General features: G+C 57.8%; 15 protein-coding genes and 1 tRNA gene. 1 reads left to right on the forward strand and 15 read right to left on the reverse strand.

What is annotated here, in order from left to right; translation table 11 throughout:
- Positions 1-4: 4 nt before the first annotated feature.
- The 8 genes from ACVBEG_RS21755 to rnr all read right to left on the reverse strand — a co-directional run bounded on the left by ACVBEG_RS21755 (position 5) and on the right by rnr (position 9727).
- Complete coding sequence (locus ACVBEG_RS21755) at positions 5-2314, reverse strand: YgiQ family radical SAM protein (RefSeq protein ID WP_322177582.1); 2310 nt, start codon at positions 2312-2314, stop codon at positions 5-7.
- 164 nt (positions 2315-2478) lie between these two features.
- Positions 2479-3873, reverse strand: coding sequence for a replicative DNA helicase (dnaB, locus tag ACVBEG_RS21760; RefSeq protein ID WP_219062439.1), 1395 nt, complete (start codon positions 3871-3873; stop codon positions 2479-2481).
- Positions 3874-3983: 110 nt separating this feature from the next.
- Entirely contained in the window at positions 3984-4430 is a 447-nt protein-coding gene (gene rplI, locus ACVBEG_RS21765; protein ID WP_322177581.1) for a 50S ribosomal protein L9, read from the reverse strand.
- A 19-nt stretch (positions 4431-4449) separates the two neighbouring features.
- Positions 4450-5346 (reverse strand): hypothetical protein, encoded by an 897-nt coding sequence (locus ACVBEG_RS21770; protein ID WP_219062437.1) that lies wholly within the window; start codon positions 5344-5346, stop codon positions 4450-4452.
- 37 nt (positions 5347-5383) lie between these two features.
- Positions 5384-5614 carry a 30S ribosomal protein S18 gene (gene rpsR, locus ACVBEG_RS21775; protein WP_002551829.1) on the reverse strand — a complete coding sequence of 77 codons (231 nt, stop codon included), beginning with the start codon at positions 5612-5614 and terminating at the stop codon, positions 5384-5386.
- Positions 5615-5642: 28 nt separating this feature from the next.
- A complete protein-coding gene (gene rpsF / locus ACVBEG_RS21780; protein ID WP_020293663.1) occupies positions 5643-6068 on the reverse strand; it encodes a 30S ribosomal protein S6 in 426 nt (141 codons plus the stop codon).
- 285 nt (positions 6069-6353) lie between these two features.
- Positions 6354-7112 carry a 23S rRNA (guanosine(2251)-2'-O)-methyltransferase RlmB gene (gene rlmB / locus ACVBEG_RS21785; RefSeq protein ID WP_322177580.1) on the reverse strand — a complete coding sequence of 253 codons (759 nt, stop codon included), beginning with the start codon at positions 7110-7112 and terminating at the stop codon, positions 6354-6356.
- Positions 7109-9727, reverse strand: coding sequence for a ribonuclease R (gene rnr / locus ACVBEG_RS21790; RefSeq protein WP_447108303.1), 2619 nt, complete (start codon positions 9725-9727; stop codon positions 7109-7111). Before rnr ends, rlmB begins: the two co-directional genes overlap by 4 nt.
- A 223-nt stretch (positions 9728-9950) precedes the next feature.
- On the opposite strand from rnr, the gene ACVBEG_RS21795 reads away from it, so the two are divergent.
- A tRNA-Leu gene (locus ACVBEG_RS21795) sits at positions 9951-10037 on the forward strand.
- A gap of 129 nt (positions 10038-10166) precedes the next feature.
- On the opposite strand, the gene ACVBEG_RS21800 is transcribed toward ACVBEG_RS21795, so the two are convergent.
- The 7 genes from ACVBEG_RS21800 to hfq all read right to left on the reverse strand — a co-directional run bounded on the left by ACVBEG_RS21800 (position 10167) and on the right by hfq (position 18803).
- Positions 10167-12101, reverse strand: coding sequence for a methyl-accepting chemotaxis protein (locus ACVBEG_RS21800; RefSeq protein WP_322177578.1), 1935 nt, complete (start codon positions 12099-12101; stop codon positions 10167-10169).
- A gap of 162 nt (positions 12102-12263) precedes the next feature.
- Entirely contained in the window at positions 12264-13556 is a 1293-nt protein-coding gene (locus tag ACVBEG_RS21805; RefSeq protein WP_219062433.1) for an adenylosuccinate synthase, read from the reverse strand.
- A 54-nt stretch (positions 13557-13610) separates the two neighbouring features.
- Positions 13611-14798 (reverse strand): ATP phosphoribosyltransferase regulatory subunit, encoded by a 1188-nt coding sequence (locus ACVBEG_RS21810; RefSeq protein ID WP_322177577.1) that lies wholly within the window; start codon positions 14796-14798, stop codon positions 13611-13613.
- Between the two features lie 292 nt (positions 14799-15090).
- A complete protein-coding gene (gene hflC / locus ACVBEG_RS21815) occupies positions 15091-15960 on the reverse strand; it encodes a protease modulator HflC (protein WP_322177576.1) in 870 nt (289 codons plus the stop codon).
- Complete coding sequence (hflK, locus tag ACVBEG_RS21820; RefSeq protein WP_322177575.1) at positions 15960-17132, reverse strand: FtsH protease activity modulator HflK; 1173 nt, start codon at positions 17130-17132, stop codon at positions 15960-15962. Before hflK ends, hflC begins: the two co-directional genes overlap by 1 nt.
- Positions 17133-17228: 96 nt before the next feature.
- The gene (hflX, locus tag ACVBEG_RS21825) at positions 17229-18530 is read right to left on the reverse strand and encodes a ribosome rescue GTPase HflX (protein WP_322177574.1); all 1302 of its coding nucleotides are present in this window, start codon (positions 18528-18530) and stop codon (positions 17229-17231) included.
- A gap of 12 nt (positions 18531-18542) precedes the next feature.
- Positions 18543-18803, reverse strand: coding sequence for an RNA chaperone Hfq (gene hfq, locus ACVBEG_RS21830; RefSeq protein ID WP_219062428.1), 261 nt, complete (start codon positions 18801-18803; stop codon positions 18543-18545).
- Between the last annotated feature and the right edge of the window lie 73 nt (positions 18804-18876).

The raw sequence follows: 18876 nt of genomic DNA on the forward strand, positions 1-18876 counted from the left end.
CTGCTTAGCGTGGAACCACTGGCTTGCGCACGGGCCGCTGGCTCTTGCCGCCCTTGGCGGCCTCAATGCGCTCTTTGGCCGCCTGCTTGTTGCGGGCAAACGCCGCTGCTTTAGCCTCTTCGCGCTTGTCCCACGGGTTGCCGCCATCGCTTGCACGAGGTGGAAGACCCGTGTGCTGGGTCTGAATCAGCGTGCTCTTCGTGGTCTTGGCAACCTTATGGCTGCCAGCCGGCGTCGAGTTCTTGCGACGGGCGCTTTCATAGCTATCCGTCGCGGGTTGATGCAGCGGGATAAGCTGATTCTTGCCCGGCCCGATCAGGTCGGAGCGGCCCATGCGTATGAGGGCTTCACGCAGCATCGGCCAGCCTTTCGGGTCGTGGTAGCGCAGGAATGCCTTGTGCAGCCGGCGTTGCTCTTCGCTTTTAACGATAGTGACCGAGTCGCTCTTGTAGGTCACTTTGCGCAACGGGTTCTTGCCCGAGTGATACATAGCGGTGGCGGTGGCCATCGGCGACGGGTAGAACGCCTGCACCTGATCGGCGCGGAAACCGTTGCCCTTGAGCCACAGCGCCAGGTTCATCATGTCTTCATCGGTGGTGCCTGGGTGGGCTGCGATGAAGTACGGGATCAGGTACTGCTCTTTACCGGCTTCTTTCGAATACTTCTCGAACATGCGCTTGAACTTGTCATAGCTGCCAATGCCCGGTTTCATCATCTGGTTGAGCGGACCTTCCTCGGTGTGTTCCGGGGCGATCTTCAGGTAACCACCGACGTGGTGAGTCACCAACTCTTTGACGTACTCCGGGGACTCGACAGCCAGGTCGTAGCGCAGGCCGGAGGCGATCAGGATCTTCTTCACGCCGGGCAATGCCCGGGCGCTGCGGTACAGCTGAATCAGCGCCGAGTGGTCGGTGTTCAGATTCGGGCAAATGCCAGGGAACACGCAGGACGGTTTACGGCAGGCGGATTCGATCTCGGTGCTCTTGCAGGCGATGCGATACATGTTCGCGGTCGGGCCGCCGAGGTCAGAGATCACGCCAGTAAAACCCGGAACCTTGTCACGAATTTCTTCGATCTCGCGAATGATCGACTCTTCGGAACGGTTCTGAATGATCCGCCCTTCGTGCTCGGTGATCGAGCAGAAGGTACAGCCGCCGAAGCAGCCACGCATAATGTTCACCGAGAAACGGATCATGTCGTAGGCCGGGATTTTCTCCTTGCCATACACCGGGTGCGGAACACGCGCATAGGGCATGCCAAACACGTAGTCCATTTCTTCGGTGGTCATCGGAATCGGTGGCGGGTTGAACCAGACGTCCACTTCGCCGTGCTTCTGTACCAGTGCGCGGGCGTTGCCCGGGTTGGTTTCCAGGTGCAACACGCGGTTGGCGTGGGCATAGAGCACGGCGTCAGCGCGGACTTTTTCCATGGACGGCAGACGAATGACTGTCTTATCGCGAGTCATCCGAGGGCTGGCCAACAACTGCACGACCTTGGCTTCCTGCGGATCGTCCACCGGACCTTTTTCCTGCTCGATGGCGCAGGCCTGGGTGTCCTGGGTGTTGACGTACGGGTTGATGATCTTGTCGACCTTGCCCGGACGGTCAATACGCGTGGAATCAACTTCGTACCAGCCTTGCGGCGTGTCGCGACGAATGAATGCGGTGCCGCGCACGTCGGTGATGTCTTCGATCTTGTGACCGTAGGACAGACGCTGGGCGACTTCGACAATGGCCCGCTCCGCGTTGCCGTACAGCAGGATATCGGCGCAGGCGTCTATGAGGATCGAGTTGCGAACCCGGTCCTGCCAGTAATCGTAGTGGGCAATGCGGCGCAACGAGGCTTCGATACCGCCCAATACAATCGGCACATGCTTGTAGGCTTCTTTGCAGCGCTGGCTGTACACCAGGCTAGCACGGTCTGGACGCTTACCGGCCATACCGCCAGGCGTATACGCGTCATCGGAGCGCACTTTTTTGTCGGCGGTGTAGCGGTTGATCATCGAGTCCATGTTGCCGGCAGCGACACCGAAGAACAGATTTGGCTCACCGAGCTTCATGAAGTCGTCTTTGGACTGCCAGTTCGGCTGGGCAATGATCCCGACGCGGAAGCCCTGGGACTCCAGCAGCCGGCCGATGATTGCCATGCCAAACGACGGATGGTCAACGTACGCATCCCCGGTAACGATGATGATGTCGCAGGAATCCCAACCCAGCTGATCCATTTCTTCCCGGCACATGGGCAGGAAAGGCGCTGGTCCGAAACATTCGGCCCAGTACTTGGGATAGTCAAATAACGGCTTGGCTGCTTGCATGACGATGACCGGCGTTGGTGTTCAGGGAGGCGATTTTTATCGACAAAATCGCGGTCGCGGAATATAGCACAAAAAATAACCAATTCCGACCGCAATGGTCGGAAAAGGGTGTGCAGGCTGAAATCCCCTGCAGGCGCTGACGTGCCTGCAAGGTCGCCAGCGAATCACTCGTCGTCGAAGTTGTAACTGCCCGGCGCGAGGTTCTCGAAACGGGTGTATTTGCCGATGAACGCCAGCCGCGTTGTACCGATGGGACCGTTACGCTGCTTGCCGATGATGATCTCGGCGATGCCTTTATGCTCGGTTTCCGGGTGGTACACCTCGTCCCGGTAAACGAACATGATGACGTCAGCATCCTGCTCGATCGCTCCGGATTCACGCAAGTCGGAGTTGATCGGGCGCTTGTTAGGGCGCTGCTCAAGGGAACGGTTGAGCTGGGACAAGGCGACCACTGGGCAGGCGAATTCTTTGGCCAGGGATTTCAACGAGCGAGAAATCTCGGAAATCTCGTTGGTACGGTTGTCACCACTGGAACCCGGGATCTGCATCAGTTGCAGGTAGTCGATCATGATCAGGCCGACTTCGCCGTGTTCACGCACCACGCGGCGAGTACGCGCGCGCATCTCTGAAGGGCTGATGCCAGCGGTGTCATCGATGAATAGTTTGCGGTCGTTGAGCAGATTGACCGCCGAGGTCAGGCGTGGCCAATCGTCATCTTCCAGCCGTCCGGCGCGGACTTTGGACTGATCGATGCGACCCAGCGACGACAGCATACGCATGATCAGCGATTCACCTGGCATCTCCAGCGAATAGACCAGAACTACCTTATCGCTGCGCAGAACCGCGTTCTCTACCAGGTTCATGGCGAACGTGGTTTTACCCATCGACGGACGACCCGCAACGATGATCAAGTCAGACGGTTGCAGGCCGCTGGTTTTCTCGTCGAGGTCGGTATAACCGGTAGACAGGCCAGTAATCGCGTTATCGGTGTTGAACAACGTGTCGATGCGGTCGATGGCTTTGGTCAGCAGGTCGTTGACGCTGACCGGGCCGCCACTTTTTGGACGCGCTTCGGCAATCTGGAAGATCTGCCGCTCGGCCTCGTCGAGAATCTCGGCGGCGCTGCGACCTTCAGGGTTGAACGCACTGTCGGCGATTTCGGCACTGATGCCGATCAACTGACGCAAGGTCGCCCGCTCACGCACGATCTGCGCGTAAGCCTTGATGTTGGCGACCGATGGAATGTTTTTCGCCAGCTCACTGAGGTAGCCCAGGCCGCCGACCTGCGAGGTCTGACCTTCCTTGTCCAGTTGCTCGGCAAGGGTGACGACGTCAATCGGGCTGTTTTGATCGGCCAGTTTGGCAATGGCGCGGAAAATCAGGCGGTGGTCATGTCGATAGAAATCGCCGTCCGATACTTGATCGAGCACGCGCTCCCAGGCGTTGTTGTCCAGCATCAGGCCACCGAGCACAGCCTGCTCGGCCTCGATGGAGTGCGGCGGCACCTTGAGGGCAGCGGTTTGCAGATCGTATTGCTCGGGCGCGGAAATATCGTTCATGGCCACACGGAATCAGGGGGAACAAAAAGACAAAAGGCACGACCTGTGAACAGGATCGTGCCCGATGTTAACCGTCTGACGAGCAAGTCGCCAGACGATTGAGTGTTGCTTTAAGCGGCTACAACAATAACGCGTACAGTGGCTTCTACGTCGCTGTGCAGGTGCACGGCTACGTCGAATTCGCCAACGTTACGGATAGTGCCGTTCGGCAGACGAACTTCGCTTTTTGCAACTTCAACGCCAGAGGCGGTCAGTGCATCAGCGATGTCGTGGGTGCCGATCGAACCGAACAGCTTGCCTTCGTCACCGGCGGTGGCAGTGATAGTCACTTCCAGCTCAGCCAGTTGGGCAGCACGAGTTTCAGCAGAAGCTTTTTTGTCTGCAGCCAGTTTTTCCAGGTCAGCACGACGCTCTTCGAACGCAGCCACGTTGGCAGCGGTCGCAGCGGTAGCTTTACCGTACGGCAGCAGGAAGTTACGACCGTAACCGGCCTTAACATTCACTTTGTCGCCCAGGTTGCCCAGGTTGGCGACTTTTTCCAGAAGGATCAGTTGCATGTGAAAATCCTCTTAACTTTTAACCTTCACCGTTCGCAGACCCGTTATCGACGTCTTTCGACGCGAAACGACCGCGAAAATCAATCAGGCTGTCGACGATGGCTAACACCACCAGCAACGGATAGATCAGCTGCATAAACAGCAACAGCGTTACGTACAACCCCACCAACCAGAACCTGCCAAGGTGCTTTTCAGCCACCAGGCCATGTATCAAGGCCAGCCCTGCAAACACCAGCGGTACGCTGCACAACGGTGTCAACATCGCCATCTGCGGACCGAAATTCGGCCCCAGAAGCATGCACACCAGCAGCACCAACGCCGGTACCCGCGGGAGTCTTATGCTACGAAATTCGCGGCCAAAACCACCCGGGTTGTACAACAACGCTTGCCAGTAACGCCCAAGAATCAGGCTCAACACACTGACGATCTGCAACAAAGCCGCTATAAGGCCATTAAGGACCGGTGCAATCAGTGCCCCTAGACGCGCTCGCTCTTCTACCGATAACTGCTGGTAGAGACCATCGAGGACTTGCGGCAGGAGTTTTTGCAACTCCAGCGCCATCGCGTCGATGGGTTCGCGGAAAACCGCTCCCAGGATTACTGCATACAACAGACCCAATGCCACGCTGACCAGCAGCACGCGGACCCAAGACTCGCTGGCACGTAACAACGCTGCCAACCCTAGCGAACCCAACAACACCATAAGCGTGCGGGGTTCACCGAAATACCACCAGACCAATGCCGGCAGCAGAGCCCAGGCGAGGATGCCAACGGCATCACTCAAACCGCGCCGCAGAAGCACAAGGCAACCCGCGGCAGCACTCAACCAGAACAACAGCGGCAACGCCGCACATCCGACCACTACGAGAGTGGCCTGCACGCGGCCGCGCATGATGAAATTAGCCATGGCGCGCATGCGTTCTATCCCTTACTACTTTGTCGACTGCCTGGTCTCAGCGGCCGTGGCTGTCGGTGTAGGCCAGCAGGGCCAGGAAGCGGGCACGCTTGATAGCGGTGGCCAGCTGACGCTGATAACGTGCTTTTGTACCAGTGATACGGCTTGGAACGATTTTGCCGGTCTCGGATACGTAGGCTTTCAGAGTGTTGAGATCTTTGTAATCGATCTCTTTCACGTCTTCAGCGGTGAAGCGGCAGAATTTACGACGACGGAAGAAACGTGCCATGTAATTGGCTCCTCAAAAGGTCCGTGGATTACTCGTCAGCGTTATCGCTGGCGTCGCTGTTGTCGCCGTCATCGCCATCGGCGCTGTCGGAGTGCTCAGGACGGTCACGACGCTCACGGCGCTCACTGCGGTTTTCTTCAGCCTTGAGCATCTCGGACTGGCCAGTAACGGCTTCGTCGCGACGGATGACCAGGTTACGGATCACGGCATCGTTGTAACGGAAGTTGTCTTCCAGTTCAGCCAAAGCTTTACCGGTGCATTCAACGTTCAGCATCACGTAGTGAGCCTTGTGAACATTGTTGATTGCATAGGCCAGTTGACGACGGCCCCAATCTTCCAGACGGTGGATTTTGCCGCCGTCTTCTTCGATCAGCTTGGTATAACGCTCAACCATGCCGCCGACTTGCTCGCTTTGATCCGGGTGGACCAAAAAGATGATTTCGTAATGACGCATGAATGCTCCTTACGGGTTGTAGCCTGCCGCTAACTAAAAAGCGGTCAGACAAGGAGTGAATGACACTGTTTGTCTTGCTCAGGGACAGGCACATGAGCGCCTGCCATGACAGCAAGGGGCGCAATTGTAGAGAAGGGCTTGGTGGGGCGCAAGGCAATTGGTGATTATTTGAGCAATGAGTACTACTCAATACTTGTAGGAGCGCGCTTGCCCGCGATAGCAACGACGCGGTCTGCCTGACACACAGCGTTATCGTTCCATCGCGGACAAGCGCGCCTACAAGGGTTACTTCTTCGCGGCTGCCTTGACGCTGCGCTGACGCAACGCTTCGAACAGACACACGCCCGTCGCCACAGAGACGTTCAGGCTGCTGACGCTGCCGGCCATCGGCAGGCGCACCAAGTAATCGCAATGATCGCGAGTCAAGCGACGCATGCCCTTGCCTTCGGCGCCCATGATCAGAATCGTCGGGCCGGTCAGGTCTTGCTGATACAGTTCAACCTCCGCCTCACCCGCCGTACCCACGACCCAAAGGCCGCGCTGCTGAAGCTTCTCAAGGGTGCGGGCCAGGTTGGTGACCGCCACCAACGGGATGACTTCCGCCGCGCCGCAGGCCACTTTCCGGACCGTCGGCGTCAATGTCGCCGACTTGTCCTTTGGCACCACAACCGCGAGCGCACCGGCCGCATCGGCAGTGCGCAGGCACGCGCCGAGGTTATGCGGATCGGTCACACCATCGAGCACGAGAATCAGTGGCGCGCCTTCGGTACGGTCGAGCAACTCATCAAGCATGGCTTCACCCCACACCTGACTCGGGCTGACCTCGGCAACCACACCTTGGTGCACGCCTTCGACCCAGACGTCCATTTCGCGACGCTCGGCCTGACCCACAGACACACGATTTTCGTTAGCCAGTTGGATCAACACCTGAACCCGCGGATCGTTGCGGTTTTCAGCCAGCCAGACTTGCTTGACGCGTTTCGGGTGGTGACGCAACAACGCTTCTACAGCATGCAAACCGTAGATTTTTTCCAACTGACTCATGACTTGGCCTTAGGTTTACGCACCCCACCGCTTTTCGCAGCAGGGGCCGAGCCCGCTTTTGGCGGGCCTTTACGGTGTTTGCTCGGTTTGGCTGGCTTGGCCGACGAATCGGAATCCACTTTACTGGACTTTCCCGACGCCGCCCTTCCACCACCTTTCGCTTCTGCCAGCAAGGCCTGCTTCAGCTCACGGCTTTTGCGCACTTCCGCGTTTTTCGCGACGGCATCGCTTGGGCGATAGGCTTCAGTCACTGGCGCAGCCTTGGTCGAAGCGCCACGGCGCCCCGCCTTGGCTGGCGCAGCTGCTTTTTCCGTCGCAGCCGGCTCAGCACCACGACGCTTGCGACCAATCGGCGCGCTGATGGTTTTTTCAGCCATCTCGAAGTCGATCTTGCGTTCGTCGAGATCGACGCGCATGACCCGCACTTCAACAGTGTCGCCCAAGCGGAAGCTGCGACCGGTGCGCTCGCCCGCCAAGCGGTGATGCACTGGATCGAAGTGGTAGTAATCGCCCGGCAAGGCAGTGACGTGCACCAAGCCTTCGACGTAGATGTCGGTCAGCTCAACGAATAGACCAAAACCGGTAACCGCCGTGATCACGCCTGGGAACGACTCGCCCACGCGGTCTTTCATGAACTCGCACTTGAGCCAGTTGACCACGTCACGCGTAGCTTCGTCGGCACGGCGTTCGCTCATGGAACACTGTTCGCCCAACTGCTCCAGAATCGCCTCATCGTATGGATAGATGCGCGCTTTCGGGATGGTCATGGCACCCGCACGACGAACGTGCGGGGTATCTTGCTTGGAATGGATCACGCTGCGGATAGCCCGGTGCGTGAGCAAATCCGGGTAGCGACGAATCGGCGAAGTGAAGTGCGTATACGCCTCGTAATTCAGGCCAAAGTGACCCTGGTTATCCGCGCTGTACACCGCCTGACTCAACGAACGCAGCATCACGGTCTGGATCAGATGGAAATCCGGACGGTCCTTGATGCTTGCCAGCAGCGCCTGGTAATCCTTCGGCGACGGACCGTCTTTGCCCTTGTGCAGCGACAGACCCAGCTCGCCGAGGAAGGCCCGGAGTTTTTCCAGACGCTCTGGCGGCGGACCATCGTGCACACGGTACAAGGCTGGAATTTCGTGCTTTTTCAGGAATTCAGCCGTGGCCACGTTGGCCGCCAGCATGCATTCCTCGATCAGCTTGTGCGCATCGTTGCGCGTGGTCGGCCGGATTTCGGCGATTTTGCGCTCAGTACCGAAGATGATCCGGGTTTCCTGAGTTTCAAAATCAATCGCGCCACGGGTATGACGAGCACCCAGCAGCACTTTGTACAGCGCATAAAGCTGCTTCAGGTGCGGCACGACGCCAGCGTATTCGCCACGCAATTCCTTGGCTTCAGCCGTTTTTGGCTGCTCCAGGATCGAGCTGACCTTGTTGTAGGTCAGGCGGGCATGGGAGTGAATGACTGCCTCGTAGAACTGGTAATCAGTCATCTCGCCGGTTTTGGACAGGGTCATTTCACAGACCATGGCCAAGCGATCGACGTGCGGATTCAGCGAGCACAAGCCGTTGGACAACTGCTCGGGCAACATCGGAATCACGCGCTCGGGGAAGTACACCGAGTTGCCACGCACTTGCGATTCAGCGTCCAGCGCCGAACCGATTTTGACGTAGCTCGATACGTCGGCGATGGCGACGTATAACTTCCAGCCACCGGAAAACAGACGCAGTTTGCCGGGCTTGGCTTCGCAGAAAACCGCATCGTCGAAGTCGCGAGCATCTTCGCCATCGATGGTCACGAACGGCAGATGACGCAGATCGACGCGGTGTTCCTTGTCTTTCTCTTCCACTTCCGGCTTGAGCTTGGCGGCTTCTTTGAGCACCGCTTCAGGCCAGACGTGCGGAATATCGTAGGTGCGCAGGGCAATGTCGATTTCCATGCCGGGCGCCATGTAATTGCCCACGACTTCGACCACATCGCCTTGCGGCTGGAAGCGCGGCGTCGGCCAGTGAGTAATCTTCACCTCGACGAACTGACCGATCTTGGCGCTGGAGTTGCGGCCAGGGGTAATCAGGACTTCCTGCTGGATCTTCGGATTGTCGGGCACGACAAAACCGATGCCGCTCTCTTCGAAGTAGCGACCCACGATGGTTTCGTGCGCACGGGAGATCACTTCGACGATCACGCCTTCGCGACGACCCCGACGATCAAGACCGGAAACCCGCGCCAAAGCACGATCGCCGTCGAACACCAGACGCATTTGCGCAGGGCTCATGAACAGGTCATCGGTGCCGTCATCAGGGATGAGGAAGCCGAAACCGTCACGGTGGCCGGTAATCCGCCCCAGGATCAGGTCGAGCTTGTCCACGGGGGCATAGGTGCCCCGGCGGGTGTATATCAACTGAGCATCGCGCTCCATTGCGCGCAAGCGGCGACGCAGGGCTTCGAACTGGTCTTCAGTTGTCAGACCAAACTCTTCCACCAATTGCTCGCGACTCGCCGGAGACCCTCGATCGGCAAGGTGCTGCAAAATCAGCTCACGGCTGGGGATAGGGTTTTCGTATTTTTCCGCTTCACGAGCGGCCTCGGGATCGAGGGACTGCCAATCGGCCATTAGAATGAGTTCACCTTATCTATATATATTTAGTTTGGCATATACCGGATTGAAACGCGAAGACACCATTTGCTATCTCCGTTCGCTATTTCAAAAATATTTTTCACAACGGGGGTTTACAGGTACTAAGCTCCTCCGTATGATGCGCCCCACAACGACGGCAAACGTTGTTGTAGTTGAAAGTAAACAATAGCTTAACAGCTGCTGCTGAACCCAACGAACTGCCCAGATGGTGAAATTGGTAGACACGCCAGCTTCAGGTGCTGGTGACCGCAAGGTCGTGGAAGTTCGAGTCTTCTTCTGGGCACCAATTCAAACAAAACCGAGCCCCGTGCTCGGTTTTGTGTTTTCTGCGTTTGAGATTCTAGATCAACCATCAGAAGCCGCCACCACAGGGTGCGCCTGGCGCACCCTCTTCCAACTCTGTAGCTCAGCGCCGTCAGGCGCGGAACTGACCCAGGCTTGCCTTCAATTGTGCAGCCAGACCATCAAGCACCTTACCGCTGGCCGTGGTTTCTACAACCGCCTGAGCCGCGCGCTGAGCCTGAGCATGAATAACTTCCACTCGGCCCCTCACCGCTTGCGCGCCCTGCGCCTGATGCGCCGCAGCCTCGGTTGCAAGACCTATGGCGGCATGAACCTGTTCTACCGATGCCTGCACCGTCAATTGCAGCTTGGCGCTGCTGCGCAACACCGCCAGCCCCTCGCTGGCCTGCCGACCTGCCAAGCCAATGGCTGCCACCGCTTCTTTGGCACCCTGCTGCAAGGCCCCGATATGCGCCTGGATATCACCTGTGGAGCTTTGAGTCTTGCTGGCCAGCGCACGCACTTCGTCTGCCACCACCGCAAAACCGCGACCCGTCTCACCCGCCCGCGCAGCCTCGATTGCCGCGTTAAGGGCCAGCAAGTTGGTTTGCTCGGCAATACCGTGAATAACCGTCAGCACCACTTCAATCTGCTCGCTTTGCTGGGCCAGACGCTCAATGACCTTGGCGCCGGTATCAACCTGCCCCGCCAACGCTTCGATCAAGTTACCCACCTGCGTTGACGTCCGCGTGTTTTCGTCGGTCGCGACTCGAATGTCGACAACCTGCTTCAAGGCCGCCTGCATTGCATTACTTTCTGCCTGAGCCTCATCCGCCATCTGCGAAAGGGCTTTGAGACTGGCGGCCACTTCATCTCGCTGCAATTCAGCCGCCTTGCCCGACCCGGCGTTACGCAGGCTCAAGGCGCCAATTTCCACCCCGGTACGCTGCGCCACATCCCCCGCCTCACGCACGATAGGCTGAAGCTTGTCGACAAAACGATTGACCGCTGACGCCATGTCACCGATTTCGTCGTTACTGTTGAGCTGTACGCGCTTGGTCAAGTCGCCTTCGCCAGCAGCCAGATCATCCAGCGCGGCAATCAGCAGGTGCAATTTGCTCACGACCCGGCGCCCGAGCACTACGGCCAGCAGCAGCAATACGCCGAGACCGACCAGTGCCAGTCCCAGACCGATCCTCCAGCGCAATGTCGCTGCCGCCTCCTGGACCGTGATGCTGGTGTTGGCGGCCATTGCCGAGGCAGCGGTTTGCGCCCCCTGCAAACGCGTACGTAACGCGGCGGAACTATCGGCCGCCGCCCCCACCAAACTGTCAGAGACCAACTGTTCGCCACCGACAATTAAAGCGGAGAAGCGCTTGTCCAGAGCCGCAAGGTCCTGCTCGACCGTTGCGGTAGAAACCCCCATCAGCACCTTGCCGATTTCGACGCCATTAGGACTGATCGCGGCCTCGACGTAATACACCGAAGGATCATTCCTGGCGGCGTTCAGGACTTTATCCATCGCCCGGTCACCCTCCCCTTTGGCGAGCAAGGCTTTGATCTGCGGGCTATCGCGATTCAGATAACGCGTCAGGTGCTCACCTTGAGCATCGTCATAGATGACAAACAGCACATTGGGATTGCGCTGAGCGCGGCGGGCAAACTCCGACAGAGTCGGCGTATCGTTATCCCACATGGCACGCGGAGCGACCGCCGCCAGCAACTGCGCCATATCATTGGCCGAGTCCTTGAGGTCTTTTTCGAGCGTGCCGCGCAGCTGCACCTGCTCATCCTTCAGACGCGATGACAAACCTGCACTCAGGCGTTGACGAGTGCTGGATGACAACGCATCCAGACTGGAAGTAACTTCCCGACTCGCTTGCTCCAGCTCCGCAGACAGGTGTTGCGAATCTACACCTAGTCGAGTGGCCAAATCTGCCTCAAGCGCCGTCACCGTGCTCCGGGTCAGAGCAACCGCGACCAACACCTGCACCAAAAGGGCGACACCCAGGGCAATGAACACAGGCCGCAACAAGCGGCTACGTAAAAGAGAAAGGACGGCGGACACGGGATTATTCCTCTACTACGGATGCCATTAAAATGATGGCACTCTTTGGAACGATAATTACAGCAAGCGCCGTGCCGCGCCAGCACTAACCGATAGACAGAAACGACAAAGGGCCACATAAGTGGCCCTTTGTCGCATTCCAGTAACTATTTCAACGATTTATCAAGCAAACGGATGACGCAGCACGATTGTCTCGTTGCGGTCCGGGCCAGTGGAAATGATATCGATCGGCGCGCCGACCAACTCTTCCACACGCTTGATATAAGCACGGGCGTTTGCGGGCAGTTCTTCCAGGGTTTTAGCGCCCAAGGTCGATTCGGTCCAGCCCGGCATTTCTTCGTAAACCGGCATCAGGCCGATGTAGCTGTCAGCATCGGTTGGAGCATCGATCACTGCACCATTTTCGTTCTTGTAACCGATGCAGATGTTGATGGTTTCCAGACCGTCGAGCACGTCGAGCTTGGTCAGGCACAGACCGGAGATGCTGTTGATCTCGATTGCGCGACGCAGGATGACGGCATCGAACCAGCCGCAACGGCGAGCGCGACCGGTGGTTGCACCGAACTCGTGACCGCGCTTGGCCAGGAACGCACCAACATCGTCGAACAGCTCAGTCGGGAAAGGACCCGAACCGACGCGAGTGGTGTAAGCCTTGGTGATGCCGAGGATGTAATCCAGGTACATCGGACCAAAACCAGAACCGGTCGCGATGCCACCCGCCGTGGTGTTAGAACTGGTCACGTACGGGTAAGTACCGTGATCGATGTCCAGCAGCGAACCCTGGGCACCTTCGAACATGATGTCTTTACCTTCGCGGCGCATTTCATGCAGCGCAGCAGTGACGTCGAGCATCATCGGCTTGAGCAGTTCAGCGTATTCCATGCACTCGTCGAGTGTTTTCTGGAAGTCGATGGCCGGCTCTTTGTAGTAATTGACCAGAACGAAGTTGTGGTAATCGAGCAGCTCACCCAGCTTGGCCGCGAAACGCTCGCGGTGGAACAGGTCGCCGATGCGCAGACCGCGACGTGCGACCTTGTCTTCGTAGGCCGGGCCGATACCACGACCGGTCGTACCGATCTTGAGCTCGCCACGAGCCTTCTCACGCGCCTGATCCAGCGCAACGTGATAGGACAGGATCAGCGGGCAGGAAGGGCTGATACGCAGACGCTCACGTACCGGAATACCTTTCTCTTCAAGCTTGATGATTTCTCGCATGAGTGCGTCAGGCGCAACCACCACACCGTTACCGATCAGGCACTGCACGCCTTCGCGCAGCACACCGGACGGAATCAGGTGCAATACGGTTTTTTCGCCATCGATGACCAGGGTGTGACCCGCGTTGTGGCCCCCTTGGTATCGAACTACAGCGGTAGCATGTTCGGTCAGCAGATCAACGATCTTGCCTTTGCCCTCATCACCCCATTGGGTGCCCAGGACTACGACATTCTTACCCATAACACTTGTCCTCATTCGCGCAAACTTGGTGCCGGCTGCGGCCGACAGGGAAACTCAAGAAGCCAGCGGCACTAACTGCCAAAGCCCATCATGCTGAATCAATTGCCGGTCACAATCGGCTTCACGCGCGGCAGACACCGACTGCCCAGGCAATGCCTGAACCACACGATGACCTTCGCTACGCAATTGGCAGACCTGCTGCCAGAGTGCCGCATCAGTACTGTCCGGCATCCAGATACCGCCAGACGGTAGCTCGATGTCCGCACGCCCCAGGGTGACCAGGGTTTTCAAATCCGTGGAGAAGCCCGTAGCCGGGCGCGCCCGACCAAAGTCCGCGCCGATGTCGTCATAGCGACCGCCCTGGGCGATCATCTGACCTACGCCCGGCACGAACACCGCAAACACGACGCCGGTGTGGTAGTGATAACCCCGTAACTCACCGAGATCGAAGTACAGCGGCAATTGCGGGAAGCGCGCGGAAAGGCGCTCGGCAATCGCCAGCAAATCATCCAGGGCAGCCAACACTGGAGCAGGCGCATGGGCCAGTCGATCACGAGCGGACGCAAGCACTTCACGACCACCACACAAATCGACCAGCGCGCGCAGCATCGCAGCCAGATCAGCTGGCAAATCAGCGGTGAGCGCGATGACTTCGTCTATCGCCTTGCGCTGCAAAGCGTCGAACAACAGCTGCTCGACCTCGCCAGACAAATCGGCGGCACGTGCCAGGCCACGGTAAATACCGACATGGCCCAAGTCCATATGCACATCAGGCACGTCGGCCAGCTGCAGCATAGTCAACATCAGGCTAATGACTTCGACATCACTGCTCGGGCTGGCATCGCCGTACAACTCGGCGCCCAACTGAATCGGGCTACGCGAGGACGACAAGGCTCGCGGCTGCGCATGCAACACGCTGCCGGCATAGCACAGACGGCTAGGCCCTTCGCGGCGCAAGGTGTGCGCATCGATACGCGCCACTTGCGGCGTGATATCGGCACGGAAACCCATTTGCCGGCCTGATTGCGGATCGATCACCTTGAAGGTACGCAGATCCAGGTCCTGACCCGCGCCCGTGAGCAACGACTCCAGGTATTCGATATGCGGGGTGACGACGAACTCATAGCCCCAGCTCTGGAACAGATCCAACACCTGACGGCGCGCCACTTCAATGCGCGCCGCTTCCGGCGGCAGTACTTCTTCGATGCCATCTGGTAGCAGCCAGCGGTCAACCGTTGCCATTACGCCAATCCCCTATGATCCGGGCGGCCAGCCCTGAGGGCGAGCCTTGAGTGAAGCAGAGTGCGGTCACATTCTGAGCGCTTTTACATGCAAGCCCAACAGAACGAGCGGTCCGAGACCCGCTTTACAAACCGCTCTCCTCGAAAAACCTTGCCCAGCGCTTTACCACGCCATGGCCAATCAATCGTGCAGACGCAAAAAAGCCGGGATTTTCCCGGCTGCCGCATCATACACACGTTTTCCTAAACGATCACCCCGCCAGGCGGTTTTGCCGCCCGGCGGGGTGAACCGGTTACGGCTTGGATTTTTCCAGATAACGGAAGAAATCGCTGCTTGGGTCCAGCACCATCACGTCGCTTTTGTTCGCGAAGCTTTCACGGTAGGCGCGCAGGCTACGATAGAACGCGTAGAACTCCTGATCCTGACCGTAGGCCTTGGCGTAGATCGCGGACGCCTGGGCATCGCCATCACCGCGAGCTTCTTCAGACTCACGATAGGCTTCTGCCAGAAGAACCCGACGCTGACGATCGGCATCGGCACGAATGCCTTCTGCCAACTCGTTACCTTTGGCCCGATGCTCACGCGCTTCACGCTCACGTTCGGTACTCATCCGCTCGAAAACGCTGCGGTTCACTTCTTTCGGCAGGTCAATACCTTTGACCCGGACATCAATAACTTCAATGCCCAGCTCTTTGCTTGCCATCGTGTTGAGCGAAGCGGTGATATCCGCCATCAACGCATCACGCTCACCCGACACCACTTCATGCAAGGTGCGCTTGCCGAACTGATCGCGCAGCCCGGATTCAAGACGGCGTGACAGACGCTCATCAGCGATCTGTTTGAGACCGGAAGTCGCAGTGTAGAAACGCTCAGCGTCCTTCACCCGCCACTTGGCATAGGCATCAACCATGACCGCTTTCTTTTCCAGCGTCAGAAAACGTTGCGTCGGTGCATCGAGGGTCATCAAGCGCCCGTCGAACTTGCGCACCTGATTGACGTACGGAACCTTCACATGCAGACCTGGCTGGACGTCCGCCTGGACGACACGGCCGAATTGCAGCAAGACCGCACGCTCAGTCTGAGCAACGATGTAGATGCTATTCCAGGCAACGACCGCCAGCACGACACAAACAATCAGGGCGATCAGCGATTTATTGCTCATCAGCGACTCTCCCTTGAACGCGCATCGTGCTGCTGTTGAGACTCGGTCGCAGCACGTGCGCCGATTTCATTGGCAGCGGCAGGTGCGCCGGTTGTCGGAGCAGTGGTGCTACGACCGCTTTCGATCATCTTGTCCAATGGCAGATAGAGCAGGTTGTTCTGCCCTTTGTTGCCACCGGTCACGAGAACCTTACTGGTGTTGCTGAATACTTCTTGCATGGTGTCCAGATATAGACGCTCACGCGTCACTTCTGGAGCCTTGCGGTACTCGACGACCAGCTTGGTAAAACGATCAGCTTCACCCTTGGCGCGGGACACGACTTCATCGCGATAGCCATTGGCATTTTCGACGATGCGCTGAGCCTGGCCACGCGCTTCGGGAATCACACCGTTAGCATAGGTTTCAGCCTGGTTACGCGAACGCTGTTCGTCTTCACGGGCGCGAATCACATCATCGAACGCCTCCTGAACTTCACGCGGCGCAGCAGCACTTTGTACGTTCACCTGAGTCACGGTGATGCCGGTGCGATACGTATCGAGGAAGCGCTGCAGACGCTCCTTGATCTCACTGGCCATCAGCTCACGACCTTCAGTCAGCACCTGGTCCATCGCAGTGGAACCCACTACGTGGCGCAAAGCGCTCTCAGTCGCATGCTGCAGACTGACTTCCGGCTGATCGACGTTCAGCACGAAATCTTTCAGGTTGGTAATTTTGTATTGCACGGTCAGCGGCACTTCGACGATGTTTTCGTCTTCGGTCAGCATCTGCCCTTGCTTGCTATAGGCACGCTCACGCGTGACGTTTTCCATATATTTACGATCGAATGGCGGGAAATAGATATTCAGACCCGCACCGACGGTTTCGTAGTACTTGCCGAAGCGCAGCACTACGGCCTGCTCCTGCTCATCCACGACATAGATGGCGCTATACAGCCAGACAGCCGCAATGACGACCAGACCAATGCCGAGCAGACCTAAACCGCCGCCCTTGCGTTGACCATCGTCCTCGCCGCCACCACGTTTTTTACCACCACCGAACAACCCGTTCAGGCTTTCCTGCAGCTTTCGGAAGGCCTCGTCGAGATCTGGTGGCCCCTTGCGGTCGCCGCCCTTGCGCTTACCACCCCAAGGATCCTGATTATTCGAGTTGCCACCCGGCTCATTCCAAGCCATAGCGCTCTCCATCTGATAAAGCAAAGACGCGCCCACGGCACGCCAACCAATGCTACAGAATGCCTGTGTCCGCGGCACAACCGCTTTCTCAGGCTTTTATTGCAAAGTGTGTTGCTCGATGAATTCCTGCGGCTGCATTCCTTCGCGACTCACCAGGCGATTGAACTCAACACGCGGCAAACGTACCGCCAACAGACTCCCGCCTTCCTCATCATGTTCTTCGCTTTGAACTGCGCCCAACTTGAAGAACTGAGCACGCAGTCGAGCAAAACGTTGAGGCAAGCGCAAGGTGCCAACGAATAAATCATCGCCCAACAGTTCAGCCACTGCTTGTTTAAGCAGATCCAGCCCTCGACCATCACGGGCAGACACCCAGACCCTCTGCGGCTTGCCATCGGCATCTCGCTGAATCTGGGGCTCGACCCCTTCAAGCAAATCGAGTTTGTTGTACACCTCAAGGATCGGCAAGCCATCCGCACCGATCTCGCCCAGCACCGCCATCACCTGTTCAATCTGCGCCATGCGCTCAGGCTCATGAGCGTCGATGACGTGCAAGAGCAAATCGGAGTTGCTCGATTCTTCGAGTGTGGAGCGAAACGCCTCGACCAGTTTGTGTGGCAGATGACGAATGAAACCGACCGTATCAGCTAGCACGATCGGCCCAAAGTCATCGAGTTCGAGGCGACGGAGGGTGGGATCGAGGGTCGCGAACAGTTGGTTTGCGGCAAAGACATTGGAGTCGGTCATCGCATTGAACAGCGTCGACTTGCCCGCGTTGGTATATCCCACCAGCGACACCGAAGGAATATCGGCGCGCTTGCGACCGCGACGGGCTTGGTCCCGCTGACTGCGGACCTTCTCCAGACGGCTCTTGAGCTGCCGCACACGCACACGCAACAAACGCCGGTCGGTTTCCAGTTGGGTTTCACCTGGACCGCGCATGCCGATGCCGCCGCCCTGTCGCTCCAGGTGGGTCCAGCCACGAACCAGACGAGTACTCATGTGATCAAGCTGGGCCAGCTCGACCTGCAATTTGCCTTCATGAGTGCGCGCTCGTTGCGCGAAGATATCCAGAATCAAACCTGTGCGATCAAGCACGCGACACTCGAAAACACGTTCGAGGTTGCGCTCCTGACTGGGCGTGAGGACGTGATTGAAAATCACGATATCTACGTGCTCGGCTTTGACCAGGTCGCGAAGTTCCTCGACCTTACCGCTGCCGATCAGGTATTTAGCTGTTGGCCGATGACGCGGCACGCTGACAAACGCGACGGTCTCGGCGCCAGCAGAAATCGCCAGCTCCTGAAACTCCTGCGGATCTTCACGCGCCTCAGGGTCCTGACCATCCAAGTGAACGAGAATGGCCCGTTCACCACCACCGTGGCGCTCAAAGAACAAAGCAGACTCCTATCAGGCGTTACCTGGCTCAGCGTCGCCCAGCTCCGTTTCGGCTGCGCTAGGCAGGCGAATTGGACGAACTGGCACAACGGTAGAGATAGCGTGTTTGTAAACCATTTGGCTGACGGTGTTTTTCAGCAAAATCACGAATTGGTCAAAGGACTCGATCGTGCCTTGCAGCTTGATACCGTTAACCAGATAAATCGAAACCCCAACCTTCTCTTTACGCAAAGTATTCAGGTAAGGGTCTTGTAGCGAATGCCCTTTTGACATGTGCCGCACTCCTTTAAGGATCAATAGAAAAAAATAGTAAGCAAATTGACTTAGGCCGCCCCCCCCCAAGGAT

This window comes from Pseudomonas sp. GG8 (assembly GCF_052976945.1).